The sequence below is a fragment of the Salmonella sp. 5800 genome, from assembly GCF_046558195.1.
Taxonomy (GTDB): domain Bacteria; phylum Pseudomonadota; class Gammaproteobacteria; order Enterobacterales; family Enterobacteriaceae; genus Salmonella; species Salmonella enterica.
The window spans coordinates 141170-154780 of sequence record NZ_JBGDOX010000008.1 but is presented as its reverse complement, the minus strand read 5'-3'; the positions used below and the strand labels follow the sequence as shown (position 1 = coordinate 154780).

12 protein-coding genes are annotated in these 13611 nt (G+C 52.6%); 11 read left to right on the top strand and 1 reads right to left on the bottom strand.

Translation table 11 applies throughout. The features are described from left to right. Nucleotides 1-39: 39 nt before the first annotated feature. Complete coding sequence (leuL, locus tag ACLJZ5_RS16020; protein ID WP_001575587.1) at nt 40-126, bottom strand: leu operon leader peptide; 87 nt, start codon at nt 124-126, stop codon at nt 40-42. Nucleotides 127-782: 656 nt separating this feature from the next. Between leuL and leuO the strand changes: the two genes are divergently transcribed. From leuO to mraY, 11 genes are all read left to right on the top strand, one after another. After that, nucleotides 783-1727: a transcriptional regulator LeuO gene (gene leuO, locus ACLJZ5_RS16015; RefSeq protein WP_024797379.1), complete on the top strand. Its 945-nt coding sequence runs from the start codon at nt 783-785 to the stop codon at nt 1725-1727. 321 nt (nt 1728-2048) lie between these two features. After that, nucleotides 2049-3773 carry an acetolactate synthase 3 large subunit gene (gene ilvI, locus ACLJZ5_RS16010; protein WP_023193147.1) on the top strand — a complete coding sequence of 575 codons (1725 nt, stop codon included), beginning with the start codon at nt 2049-2051 and terminating at the stop codon, nt 3771-3773. Nucleotides 3774-3775: 2 nt separating this feature from the next. Then, nucleotides 3776-4267, top strand: a complete 492-nt coding sequence (gene ilvN, locus ACLJZ5_RS16005; RefSeq protein ID WP_001563086.1) for an acetolactate synthase small subunit — start codon at nt 3776-3778, stop codon at nt 4265-4267. A gap of 283 nt (nt 4268-4550) precedes the next feature. Continuing rightward, the gene (gene cra, locus ACLJZ5_RS16000) at nt 4551-5555 is read left to right on the top strand and encodes a catabolite repressor/activator (protein ID WP_000762407.1); all 1005 of its coding nucleotides are present in this window, start codon (nt 4551-4553) and stop codon (nt 5553-5555) included. Nucleotides 5556-6160: 605 nt separating this feature from the next. Further along, nucleotides 6161-6619 (top strand): division/cell wall cluster transcriptional repressor MraZ, encoded by a 459-nt coding sequence (gene mraZ, locus ACLJZ5_RS15995; protein WP_000488294.1) that lies wholly within the window; start codon nt 6161-6163, stop codon nt 6617-6619. 1 nt (nt 6620) lies between these two features. Continuing rightward, the gene (gene rsmH, locus ACLJZ5_RS15990; protein WP_000970443.1) at nt 6621-7562 is read left to right on the top strand and encodes a 16S rRNA (cytosine(1402)-N(4))-methyltransferase RsmH; all 942 of its coding nucleotides are present in this window, start codon (nt 6621-6623) and stop codon (nt 7560-7562) included. Further along, nucleotides 7559-7924, top strand: coding sequence for a cell division protein FtsL (gene ftsL, locus ACLJZ5_RS15985; RefSeq protein ID WP_000625651.1), 366 nt, complete (start codon nt 7559-7561; stop codon nt 7922-7924). The genes rsmH and ftsL overlap by 4 nt, the downstream gene beginning before the upstream one ends. A 15-nt stretch (nt 7925-7939) precedes the next feature. Then, a complete protein-coding gene (gene ftsI / locus ACLJZ5_RS15980) occupies nt 7940-9706 on the top strand; it encodes a peptidoglycan glycosyltransferase FtsI (protein ID WP_000642235.1) in 1767 nt (588 codons plus the stop codon). Next, a complete protein-coding gene (gene murE, locus ACLJZ5_RS15975) occupies nt 9693-11180 on the top strand; it encodes a UDP-N-acetylmuramoyl-L-alanyl-D-glutamate--2,6-diaminopimelate ligase (RefSeq protein ID WP_024797378.1) in 1488 nt (495 codons plus the stop codon). Before ftsI ends, murE begins: the two co-directional genes overlap by 14 nt. Further along, nucleotides 11177-12535 (top strand): UDP-N-acetylmuramoyl-tripeptide--D-alanyl-D-alanine ligase, encoded by a 1359-nt coding sequence (gene murF / locus ACLJZ5_RS15970; RefSeq protein WP_024797377.1) that lies wholly within the window; start codon nt 11177-11179, stop codon nt 12533-12535. The genes murE and murF overlap by 4 nt, the downstream gene beginning before the upstream one ends. Next, nucleotides 12529-13611 (top strand): phospho-N-acetylmuramoyl-pentapeptide-transferase, encoded by a 1083-nt coding sequence (gene mraY / locus ACLJZ5_RS15965; protein ID WP_000964138.1) that lies wholly within the window; start codon nt 12529-12531, stop codon nt 13609-13611. The genes murF and mraY overlap by 7 nt, the downstream gene beginning before the upstream one ends.

The window sequence follows — 13611 nt, the reverse complement described above, 5'->3', positions numbered from 1 at the left end:
CCGCGCAACGGCGCGGGTTTTGTTTGACTTCGAGCTGACTTAATGTTGAATGCCGCCCACCGGTCTACCGCGCACAATAAATGCGTTGAGTAGTAGTAGCCCAGTGAAACGAACGATATGTGACATTAATTCAGCTCCAGCGAATGCGTTATGCTTTTAGTGGTACTGGATATGCCGTTTAATGTCAACTCTATTTTCTGTCGCCATTGCATTTTGTTGACTATATCCGGATACGTACTTTAGCTAATTGTGCTGGGCTACGCGTCCAATAAAGGATAAAAGAACGAGTGGACATTCATACTTTTCATTGTTTGAAATATTTAGGCATTTTTGTTTGCAAATTGGTTAGGGGAATGGCCTGTTAAAGGTATGCTAAAGTTTTGGTTTATCTTTTTGATTTATTTTATATTTTAACAAATAACCTTGTTTACTTAATGGATAAGGATAAAGTTATTGATAAATTAATGTTAACTTTTTAGCTATTAATAATATAAACATTTAATTGAAACTTAAATGATCATTCACTTGGTGTATGATTGTGTATTCGCCATAGTTATGGTTATATTGCTTGCGTAATTTAAACATTATGAATCGCAATGGTGTGACTCAGGACACATTACGCTTGCGCTGGCATTCTATTTGTCTCTGTCAGCGTCTTTATGTTTTCCGAATTTTAACGCTTTCCCTTTTTCTTATTTTATATGCATGGTAAATCATATTTTCAGGAATTATTTCTGCCTTCAGCCAGAAAAAGGGAGTTAAGCGTGACAGTGGAGTTAAATATGCCAGAGGTCAAAACCGAAAAGCCGCATCTTTTAGATATGGGCAAACCACAGCTTCGCATGGTTGATTTGAACCTATTGACCGTGTTCGATGCGGTAATGCAAGAGCAGAATATTACGCGCGCCGCCCACACGCTGGGAATGTCGCAGCCTGCGGTTAGTAACGCCGTAGCGCGTCTGAAGGTTATGTTTAATGACGAACTTTTTGTTCGATATGGACGAGGAATTCAGCCGACTGCCCGTGCATTTCAGTTATTTGGTTCAGTCCGTCAGGCGTTGCAATTGGTGCAAAATGAATTGCCGGGATCGGGGTTTGAGCCGACCAGCAGCGAACGTGTATTCAATCTTTGCGTGTGCAGTCCGCTGGATAATATCCTGACGTCACAGATTTATAATCGTGTAGAACAAATTGCGCCAAATATTCATGTCGTTTTTAAAGCGTCGTTGAATCAGAATACTGAGCATCAGCTACGCTATCAGGAAACCGAGTTCGTTATTAGTTATGAAGAATTCCGTCGTCCTGAGTTTACCAGCGTACCGCTATTTAAAGATGAAATGGTTTTAGTGGCCAGCCGAAAACACCCACGTATTAGCGGCCCGCTACTGGAAGGCGATGTTTATAATGAACAACATGCGGTTGTTTCTCTCGATCGTTATGCGTCATTTAGCCAGCCGTGGTATGACACGTCGGATAAACAGTCAAGCGTGGCTTATCAGGGCATGGCGCTTATCAGCGTTCTGAATGTGGTCTCGCAGACGCATTTGGTCGCTATTGCCCCGCGCTGGCTGGTGGAAGAGTTTGCGGAGTCGCTGGAGCTGCAAATATTGCCGTTGCCTTTAAAACTGAATAGTCGGACATGCTACCTTTCCTGGCATGAAGCGGCTGGGCGTGATAAAGGGCACCAATGGATGGAAGATTTATTAGTTTCTGTTTGTAAGCGATAAAACCGGGCAGAATAAATCAGAAACAAATTCTGGTTTATTCTGCTTTTTAGCGTATATCAAAAATTTTATGCTGATTTAACGGTGAGCGATTCTTTTCGTCGCTGTGAAAAATAGATGAATTGCTGTAAGTCTGCATTTATAAGCGATTATTTATTACCTGGTGTGATTCAGACGGAGTATTTCTCCATTTCTTCTCTTCTTGCCTCCTGATTATTCTAACCTTCCCCATCTTTACGTCATTCCACCCAATTGCCAGGCGTGATAGCGAGCGGTTAAGGTGTCCGTCAAACCGTGATGACAGGTATAAAGTGGAGGCAAGCCGTGGAGATGTTGTCTGGAGCCGAGATGGTCGTCCGATCGCTTATCGATCAAGGCGTAAAGCAGGTGTTCGGCTATCCTGGAGGCGCAGTGCTTGATATTTATGATGCGCTACATACCGTTGGAGGGATCGATCATGTGCTGGTGCGTCATGAGCAGGCCGCGGTGCATATGGCGGATGGCCTGGCGCGAGCCACTGGCGACGTTGGCGTGGTGCTGGTGACTTCCGGACCGGGAGCGACCAATGCGATTACCGGGATTGCTACGGCCTATATGGATTCCATTCCGCTGGTGATTCTTTCCGGCCAGGTCGCCACCTCATTGATTGGCTATGATGCCTTTCAGGAGTGCGACATGGTGGGGATTTCCCGACCGGTGGTCAAACATAGCTTCCTGGTCAAACAGACGGAAGATATTCCCCAGGTGCTTAAAAAGGCCTTCTGGCTGGCGGCAAGCGGACGTCCTGGGCCGGTGGTCGTGGATTTACCGAAAGATATTTTGAATCCGGCGAAAAAAATGCCGTATGTCTGGCCGGAAACGGTCAGTATGCGCTCTTACAATCCCACAACATCAGGACATAAAGGACAAATTAAGCGTGCTTTGCAAACGCTGGCGTCGGCAAAAAAGCCGGTGGTCTACGTTGGGGGAGGGGCGATAAGCGCGGCCTGCTATGCGCCGCTGCGCCACATCATTGAAACCTTTAACCTGCCGGTGGTCTCTTCATTAATGGGACTGGGCGCGTTTCCTGCTACTCATCGCCAGTCGTTAGGAATGCTGGGAATGCATGGCACTTATGAAGCCAATATGACCATGCATAACGCCGATGTGATTTTCGCTGTTGGCGTACGATTTGACGACCGCACGACGAATAATCTCGCTAAATATTGTCCGAACGCGACGGTATTACACATCGATATTGATCCGACGTCCATATCCAAAACGGTTAACGCTGATATCCCGGTGGTGGGCGATGCCCGCCTGGTACTGGAACAAATGCTGGAGCTACTGGCGCAGGATGCGCCGTCTCAGCCGCAGGATGATATTCGCGACTGGTGGCAGCAGATAGAGATCTGGCGCGCCCGTCAGTGCCTGAAATATGACGCGGAAAGCGAAAGCATTAAACCCCAGGCGGTGATTGAAACCCTCTGGCGTCTGACGAAGGGCGACGCTTACGTGACGTCCGATGTAGGACAACATCAGATGTTTGCCGCTCTCTATTACCCGTTCGATAAACCACGTCGCTGGATTAATTCCGGCGGGCTCGGCACGATGGGTTTTGGCCTACCGGCTGCGCTGGGCGTTAAAATGGCCCTGCCGAAAGAAATGGTGGTCTGCGTGACCGGCGATGGCAGTATACAGATGAACATTCAGGAGCTGTCGACAGCCTTACAGTATGAACTGCCGGTACTGGTTCTGAACCTGAACAACCGTTATCTGGGGATGGTGAAACAGTGGCAGGATATGATCTATTCCGGTCGCCATTCTCAGTCTTATATGCAGTCGTTACCGGATTTTGTGCGCCTGGCGGAAGCATATGGCCATGTCGGGCTGCAGATTAACCGTCCGGATGAGCTGGAAAGTAAACTCAGCGAAGCCCTTGAGCATGTGCGTAATAACCGACTGGTGTTCGTCGATGTCACCGTTGATGGCAGCGAGCATGTCTATCCAATGCAGATTCGCGGGGGCGGGATGGACGAAATGTGGTTAAGCAAAACGGAGAGGACCTGATGATGCGCCGGATTTTATCGGTATTACTGGAAAACGAATCTGGGGCGTTATCGCGGGTTATCGGCCTCTTTTCGCAACGCGGATATAATATTGAAAGCCTGACCGTTGCGCCGACAGACGATCCGACGTTGTCGCGCATGACTATCCAGACGGTAGGCGATGAAAAAGTGCTTGAGCAAATTGAAAAGCAACTGCACAAGCTGGTTGATGTGCTGCGCGTCAGCGAGCTGGGACAAGGAGCGCACGTTGAGCGGGAAATCATGCTGGTGAAAATCCAGGCCAGCGGCTACGGACGGGAAGAGGTGAAGCGTAATACGGAAATTTTCCGTGGTCAGATTATTGACGTTACGCCAACGCTGTATACCGTTCAACTGGCGGGCACCAGCGATAAACTGGATGCTTTTCTGGCCTCGCTGCGCGACGTGGCGAAAATTGTTGAAGTGGCGCGTTCAGGCGTCGTCGGGCTTTCGCGCGGTGATAAGATTATGCGCTGAGCAGATTCGCCGGATGACGACGTGGTTGCGTTTTATCCGGCCTGCAGGTTGATATCTGGCCCAGGTCCGATAAGCGTAGCGCCATCAGGCAGGTTTGCCGGATATCAGCCAACAGGAATTATCGCCCAACCCAATATCACCGGTTGGGCTTTTTTTTGCGAAATCCGTGGTAACCCGGAATAAAAGCGGTTGCCGGAGTGATCAAACTGCGCTTAGATGTTAACGATTTTAACCCATGCCGACATAAAGGTTATGGTTTGTACAATTTACACAAGGGGCAATTGTGAAACTGGATGAAATCGCTCGGCTGGCCGGTGTCTCGCGCACAACTGCAAGCTACGTTATAAACGGTAAAGCAAAGCAATACCGCGTGAGCGACAAAACCGTAGAAAAAGTCATGGCGGTAGTGCGTGAGCACAATTACCATCCTAACGCTGTGGCTGCCGGGCTGCGTGCTGGACGCACACGTTCCATTGGTCTGGTGATCCCGGACCTTGAAAACACGAGCTACACCCGTATCGCAAACTATCTTGAGCGCCAGGCACGCCAGCGTGGCTACCAACTGCTGATCGCCTGTTCTGAAGATCAGCCGGATAACGAAATGCGCTGCATTGAGCACCTTTTGCAACGCCAGGTGGATGCAATCATTGTTTCAACTTCGTTACCGCCGGAACATCCCTTCTATCAGCGCTGGGCCAACGATCCGTTCCCCATCGTCGCGCTCGACCGCGCGCTGGATCGCGAACATTTCACCAGCGTGGTCGGCGCCGATCAGGATGATGCCGAGATGCTGGCGGAAGAGCTGCGTAAATTCCCGGCGGAAACGGTGCTTTATTTGGGCGCGCTGCCGGAGTTGTCCGTCAGTTTCCTGCGCGAGCAGGGGTTCCGCACCGCATGGAAAGACGATCCGCGGGAGGTGAGTTTCTTATATGCCAACAGCTATGAGCGCGAAGCCGCCGCGCAGTTGTTTGAGAAATGGCTAGAAACGCATCCTATGCCGCAGGCGCTCTTTACGACATCGTTCGCGCTATTACAGGGCGTGATGGACGTTACGCTGCGGCGCGATGGAAAACTGCCCTCGGATTTAGCGATTGCGACCTTCGGCGATCATGAGCTGCTGGATTTTCTGCAATGCCCGGTACTGGCGGTGGCGCAGCGTCATCGTGATGTCGCGGAACGCGTGCTGGAGATTGTGCTGGCAAGTCTTGATGAACCGCGTAAACCGAAACCCGGCTTAACGCGTATTCGGCGAAACCTGTATCGTCGCGGCATTCTGAGCCGTAGCTAAAGGACCGGCGGTAAAAGACTCTCTCTTCTGCCGCCGTCAAACAAATGCGTATCAGTAAAAATATCCCTCAAATAATTAAGATTATTCCTTAAAATTATCCGAAAATTCTTTTTTATTACCTTTCTTTTGTCCGAAATCGTCCATATTCCACTAATTAAGACGTAACGAGTCTTTTCTTTTGTCTTGTTTTGTTACAAGCAGGCAAGAAATCGTCGAATTAACAGCCACTTTTTGTCTTTGGCGCGACAGTCGCTCGTAGGCGCTGGTATAGCAGGCGCTGCACACGTTAAACAGGCACTGTTAACACGGTGCAATATGTCCTAAAATGCCGCTCGCGTCGCAAACTGACACTTTATATTTTTCTCGGATTATATTGAGTCCGTTTTAAACGGCGGTGGGTCTTTGGTTTTTTTCTTACAAATATTCATAACGTTAATTTGACTTGCACGCTGGGTGGAAATTAATCAACGCAGATATTCGCCGTAAACATTGGCTTTTTTACTTAGGTAAGCGTTGTGACTTGCTTGACAAGCTTTTCCTCCGCTCCGTAAACTCCTTCGAGTGGGAATTTGTGGGATAAAGTGGTAAGAAGGGGTGAGACTGGCATGTTCCGGGGGGCAACGTTAGTCAATCTCGACAGTAAAGGGCGCCTGACCGTGCCGACCCGTTATCGGGAGCAACTGATCGAGAGCGCTACCGGTCAAATGGTATGTACCATTGACATCCATCACCCATGCCTGCTGCTTTACCCCCTGCCTGAATGGGAAATTATTGAGCAAAAGTTATCTCGTCTGTCGAGCATGAACCCGGTAGAACGTCGCGTACAGCGTTTACTGTTGGGCCATGCCAGCGAATGTCAGATGGATGGTGCAGGTCGATTACTGATCGCGCCAGTTCTGCGGCAACATGCCGGACTGACGAAAGAAGTGATGCTGGTTGGACAGTTCAACAAATTTGAGCTGTGGGATGAAACGACCTGGTATCAACAGGTCAAGGAAGATATCGACGCTGAACAGTCAGCTACCGAAACGTTATCGGAGCGGCTGCAGGACTTGTCTCTATAAGATGATGGAAAATTTTAAACACACTACGGTACTGTTGGATGAAGCCGTTAATGGGCTGAATATTCGTCCGGATGGTATCTATATTGATGGCACATTTGGTCGCGGCGGCCACTCGCGCCTGATCCTCTCGCAACTGGGCGAAGAGGGGCGCTTGCTGGCGATCGATCGCGATCCGCAGGCGATCGCCGTTGCGCAGACCATTAATGATCCTCGCTTCTCCATCATTCATGGACCTTTTTCGGCGTTGGCTGATTATGTAGCCGAGCGCGAGCTTACCGGCAAGATTGACGGGATCCTTCTCGATCTTGGCGTCTCTTCTCCGCAGCTTGACGATGCGGAGCGCGGTTTTTCATTTATGCGCGACGGTCCGCTGGATATGCGAATGGACCCGACGCGCGGCCAGTCTGCCGCCGAGTGGTTACAAACGGCGGAGGAGGCGGATATCGCCTGGGTGCTGAAAACATTCGGCGAGGAGCGTTTTGCCAAACGTATTGCTCGCGCCATTGTTGAGCGCAATCGCGAACAGCCGATGACCCGCACCAAAGAGCTGGCGGAAGTGGTTGCGGCGGCGACCCCGGTAAAAGACAAATTCAAACATCCCGCGACCCGTACCTTCCAGGCGGTGCGCATCTGGGTAAACAGTGAACTGGAGGAGATAGAGCAGGCGCTAAAAAGCTCGCTCAGCGTACTGGCCCCAGGCGGGCGGCTTTCAATCATCAGTTTCCACTCGCTGGAAGACCGTATTGTGAAACGCTTTATGCGTGAGCAAAGCCGCGGTCCGCAGATACCGGCGGGATTACCGATGACGGAAGCGCAGCTCAAAAAACTGGGCGGTCGTGAGTTACGAGCGTTAGGCAAGTTGATGCCGGGTGAAAAAGAGGTAGCTGAAAATCCTCGGGCCCGTAGTTCAGTTCTGCGTATCGCAGAGAGGACGAACGCATGATCAGCAGAGTGACAGAAGCCCTAAGCAAAGTGAAGGGATCGATAGGAAGCAACGAGCGCCATGCCTTGCCTGGCGTGATCGGTGACGATCTTTTGCGGTTCGGGAAGCTGCCACTCTGCTTGTTCATTTGCATCATTTTAACGGCGGTGACGGTGGTCACGACGGCGCACCATACTCGTTTACTCACCGCGCAGCGTGAACAACTGGTTCTGGAGCGCGATGCATTGGACATTGAATGGCGCAACCTGATCCTTGAAGAAAATGCGCTCGGCGATCACAGCCGGGTGGAGCGGATCGCAACGGAAAAGCTGCAAATGCAGCATGTTGATCCGTCCCAAGAAAATATCGTAGTGCAAAAATAAGGATAAACGCGACGCATGAAAGCAGCGGCAAAAACGCAAAAATCGAAACGCCAGGAAGAACAGACCAACTTCATCAGTTGGCGTTTTGCGTTGCTATGCGGCTGTATTTTACTGGCGCTGGTTTTTTTACTTGGACGCGCGGCGTGGCTACAGATTATCGCCCCGGATATGCTGGTGCGTCAGGGCGATATGCGTTCGCTGCGTGTTCAGGAAGTCTCCACCTCACGCGGTATGATTACCGACCGTTCCGGGCGTCCACTGGCGGTCAGCGTACCGGTTAAGGCGATCTGGGCCGACCCGAAAGAAGTTCATGACGCCGGCGGCATCAGCGTCGGCGATCGCTGGAAAGCGCTTTCTACTGCGCTAAATATCCCGCTCGATCAGCTCTCCGCCCGTATCAACGCCAACCCGAAAGGGCGTTTTATTTATCTGGCGCGCCAGGTAAATCCTGACATGGCGGACTACATCAAAAAACTCAAACTGCCGGGCATTCATTTGCGTGAAGAATCACGCCGCTACTACCCGTCAGGAGAAGTAACCGCTCACCTCATCGGTTTTACCAACGTCGACAGTCAGGGGATTGAAGGCGTTGAAAAGAGCTTTGATAAGTGGCTTACCGGTCAGCCTGGCGAGCGAATCGTGCGTAAAGACCGCTATGGTCGCGTGATTGAGGATATCTCCTCCACTGACAGTCAGGCAGCGCACAACCTGGCGTTAAGCATTGATGAACGCTTACAGGCGCTGGTTTACCGCGAACTGAACAACGCGGTGGCGTTTAACAAGGCGGAATCCGGTAGCGCGGTGCTGGTCGATGTCAATACCGGTGAAGTACTGGCGATGGCGAATAGCCCTTCCTATAACCCCAACAACCTTGCCGGTACGCCGAAAGACGCGATGCGTAACCGTACCATCACCGACGTGTTTGAACCGGGTTCTACGGTTAAGCCGATGGTGGTGATGACCGCGCTTCAGCGCGGTATCGTCAACGAAAATACGGTGTTGAATACCGTTCCATACCGAATTAACGGCCACGAAATTAAAGACGTGGCGCGCTACAGCGAATTAACCCTGACCGGGGTTCTGCAGAAGTCGAGTAACGTCGGCGTATCCAAACTGGCGTTAGCGATGCCGTCCTCAGCGTTAGTAGATACTTACTCACGTTTTGGGCTAGGAAAGGCGACCAATTTGGGGTTGGTCGGAGAACGCAGTGGCTTATATCCTCAAAAACAACGGTGGTCCGACATAGAGAGGGCCACCTTCTCTTTCGGCTACGGGCTAATGGTAACGCCGTTACAATTAGCGCGAGTCTATGCAACGATCGGCAGCTATGGCATTTATCGCCCGCTGTCGATTACCAAAGTTGATCCGCCTGTACCCGGCGAACGCATCTTCCCTGAATCCACCGTACGCACCGTGGTGCATATGATGGAAAGCGTGGCGCTGCCGGGCGGCGGCGGCGTGAAGGCGGCAATTAAAGGCTACCGTATCGCGATTAAAACCGGTACGGCGAAAAAAGTGGGGCCGGACGGTCGCTACATCAACAAATACATTGCTTACACCGCAGGCGTCGCGCCTGCGAGTCAGCCGCGCTTCGCTCTGGTGGTTGTCATCAACGATCCGCAGGCGGGTAAATACTACGGCGGCGCCGTTTCCGCGCCGGTATTTGGTGCCATCATGGGCGGCGTTCTGCGCACCATGAACATCGAACCGGACGCGCTGGCAACGGGCGAAAAAAATGAATTCGTAATTAATCAAGGCGAGGGAACAGGTGGCAGATCGTAATTTGCGCGACCTTCTTGCTCCGTGGGTGGCTGGACTACCCGCGCGAGAACTGCGAGAGATGACGCTCGACAGCCGTGTGGCTGCGGCGGGCGATCTCTTTGTGGCAGTAGTGGGTCATCAGGCGGACGGGCGTCGATATATCCCGCAGGCGATAGCGCAAGGCGTAGCTGCCATTATTGCAGAGGCGAAAGACGAGGCGGCCGACGGTGAGATTCGCGAAATGCACGGCGTACCGGTCGTCTATCTCAGCCAGCTCAATGAGCGTTTATCTGCGCTGGCGGGCCGCTTTTACCATGAGCCATCTGAAAACATGCGTCTGGTGGCGGTGACCGGCACCAATGGCAAGACCACCACTACTCAACTACTGGCGCAGTGGAGCCAGTTGCTCGGCGAAACCAGCGCAGTGATGGGAACGGTAGGCAACGGACTGTTGGGTAAAGTGATCCCGACGGAGAACACAACCGGTTCCGCTGTGGATGTTCAGCATGTGCTGGCCAGTCTGGTTGCGCAGGGCGCGACCTTCGGCGCGATGGAAGTCTCTTCTCACGGCCTGGTGCAGCATCGCGTGGCGGCGCTGAAATTTGCCGCCTCCGTGTTTACTAATTTGAGCCGCGACCATCTCGACTATCATGGCGATATGGCGCATTACGAGGCGGCAAAATGGATGCTTTATTCCACCCACCATCACGGTCAGGCAATCGTCAACGCCGATGATGAAGTTGGACGCCGCTGGCTGGCGTCGCTACCCGATGCGGTCGCGGTATCAATGGAAGGGCATATCAACCCTAACTGTCACGGTCGTTGGCTGAAAGCGGAGGCGGTGGACTACCACGACCGCGGAGCGACGATTCGTTTTGCTTCAAGCTGGGGTGAAGGCGAAATCGAAAGCCGCCTGATGGGCGCGTTTAACGTCAGCAACTTACTGCTGGCATTGGCGACGCTACTGGCGCTGGGCTATCCGTTAACGGATTTGCTGAAAACCGCCGCGCGTTTGCAGCCGGTTTGCGGACGTATGGAAGTGTTCACTGCGCCAGGCAAACCGACGGTGGTGGTGGATTACGCGCACACGCCGGATGCGCTGGAAAAAGCGTTGCAGGCGGCGCGTCTGCACTGCGCCGGAAAATTGTGGTGCGTCTTTGGCTGTGGCGGGGATCGTGACAAAGGTAAGCGCCCACTCATGGGGGCCATTGCCGAAGAATTCGCTGATATCGTCGTGGTGACTGACGATAACCCGCGTACCGAGGAGCCGCGCGCCATTATCAACGATATTCTGGCCGGAATGCTGGACGCCGGGCAGGTCAGGGTAATGGAAGGCCGCGCTGAGGCGGTAACCAATGCCATTATGCAGGCAAAAGACAATGACGTTGTGCTGATTGCAGGTAAAGGGCACGAGGATTACCAGATTGTCGGCACGCAGCGTCTTGATTATTCAGACCGCGTGACCGCAGCGCGTTTGCTGGGGGTGATCGCATGATTAGCGTAACGCTCAGCAAAATTGCCGATGTCCTTGGCGCCGAACACCGCGGGGCGGATCTCACGCTCGATACGGTCATTACCGACACACGGAAAGTGACGCCGGGATGCCTGTTCGTGGCGCTGAAAGGGGAACGCTTTGATGCGCATGATTTTGCTGATAAAGCAAAAGCGAACGGCGCTGGCGCCCTGTTGGTCAGTCGTCCTCTGGATATCGATCTTCCGCAGGTGATTGTAAAAGACACGCGTCAGGCATTTGGCCAACTGGCCGCCTGGGTACGTATGCAGGTACCGGCGCGGGTGGTGGCGTTAACCGGTTCGTCCGGCAAAACTTCGGTCAAAGAGATGACCGCCGCGATTCTTAGCCAGTGCGGAAACACTCTGTATACCGCAGGCAATTTTAACAACGACATCGGCGTGCCGATAACGCTGCTGCGCTTAAACCATGATTATGACTATGCGGTAATCGAGTTAGGCGCTAACCACCAGGGAGAAATCGCCTGGACCGTTAGCCTGACACGCCCGGAAGCGGCGCTGGTCAATAACCTGGCGGCGGCGCATCTGGAAGGCTTCGGCTCGTTGGCTGGCGTGGCGAAAGCGAAAGGCGAAATCTATACCGGTTTGCCTGAGAACGGTATCGCGATTATGAATGCCGATAATAATGACTGGCTGAACTGGCAAAGCATTATTGGCGATCGTCAGGTGTGGCGTTTTTCGCCGAATGCGGCAAACAGCGACTTTACCGCTGCGAATATCCACGTGACGTCACACGGTACCGAATTTACTCTGCAAACGCCGATGGGCAGCATTGATGTGCTGCTGCCGTTGCCAGGGCGGCACAATATTGCCAACGCGCTGGCGGCCGCTGCTTTATCAATGGCGGTGGGGGCGACGCTGATGGCGGTTAAAGCAGGGTTGGCGGCGTTAAAAGCTGTACCCGGGCGTCTGTTCCCGATTCAGCTAAGTGAAAACCAACTGGTACTCGATGATGCTTATAACGCCAACGTCGGTTCGATGACCGCCGCAGTGCAGGTCCTTTCTGAAATGCCCGGCTACCGCGTGCTGGTGGTAGGCGATATGGCCGAGCTGGGCGCAGAAAGCGAAGCGTGCCACCTCCAGGTTGGCGAGGCCGCAAAAGCGGCGGGTATTGATCGCGTGTTAAGCACCGGAAAACTCAGTCAGGCTATCAGCCACGCCAGCGGCGTCGGCGAACATTTTGCCGATAAAGCCGCGCTCATTGCGCGTTTACACGCTCTGCTTCAGGAGCAACCAATGATGACTATTTTAGTGAAAGGATCACGCAGCGCCGCGATGGAAGATGTGGTTCATGCGTTACAGGAGAAAGGTTCATGTTAGTTTGGCTGGCCGAGCATTTGGTCAAATATTATTCCGGCTTTAACGTCTTTTCTTATCTGACGTTTCGCGCCATCGTCAGCCTGTTGACCGCGCTGTTCATCTCTTTATGGATGGGCCCGCGTATGATCGCTCGTCTGCAAAAACTCTCTTTTGGCCAGGTGGTACGTAACGATGGCCCGGAATCGCACTTCAGTAAACGCGGTACGCCGACGATGGGCGGCATCATGATCCTGACGGCGATTGTGATTTCCGTTCTGTTATGGGCTTACCCGTCTAACCCGTACGTCTGGTGCGTGCTGGTGGTATTGATCGGCTACGGCATTATCGGTTTTGTCGATGACTACCGCAAAGTGGTGCGGAAAGATACCAAAGGGCTGATTGCGCGCTGGAAATATTTCTGGATGTCGGTTATCGCGCTCGGCGTGGCCTTTGCGCTTTATCTCGTCGGGAAAGACACGCCCGCGACCCAACTGGTGGTGCCGTTCTTTAAAGATGTTATGCCGCAATTGGGGCTGTTTTACATTTTGCTGTCCTACTTTGTCATCGTCGGTACGGGTAACGCCGTAAACCTGACCGACGGGCTTGATGGTCTGGCGATTATGCCGACTGTTTTCGTTGCCGCCGGCTTTGCGCTGGTGGCCTGGGCGACCGGGAACATGAACTTCGCCAATTACCTGCATATTCCGTATTTACGCCATGCGGGGGAGCTGGTGATTGTCTGTACGGCGATTGTCGGCGCGGGATTAGGATTCTTGTGGTTTAACACCTATCCGGCGCAGGTTTTTATGGGCGATGTCGGATCGCTGGCGTTGGGCGGCGCGTTGGGCATTATCGCCGTGCTGCTGCGTCAGGAGTTCCTGCTGGTGATTATGGGCGGCGTCTTTGTGGTGGAAACTCTGTCGGTCATCCTGCAGGTGGGTTCCTTTAAACTACGCGGACAGCGTATTTTCCGTATGGCGCCTATCCATCACCACTATGAACTAAAAGGCTGGCCGGAACCGCGCGTGATTGTGCGCTTCTGGATTATTTCGCTGATGCTGGTCCTGATTGGCCTGGCAACGCTGAAGGTACGTTAA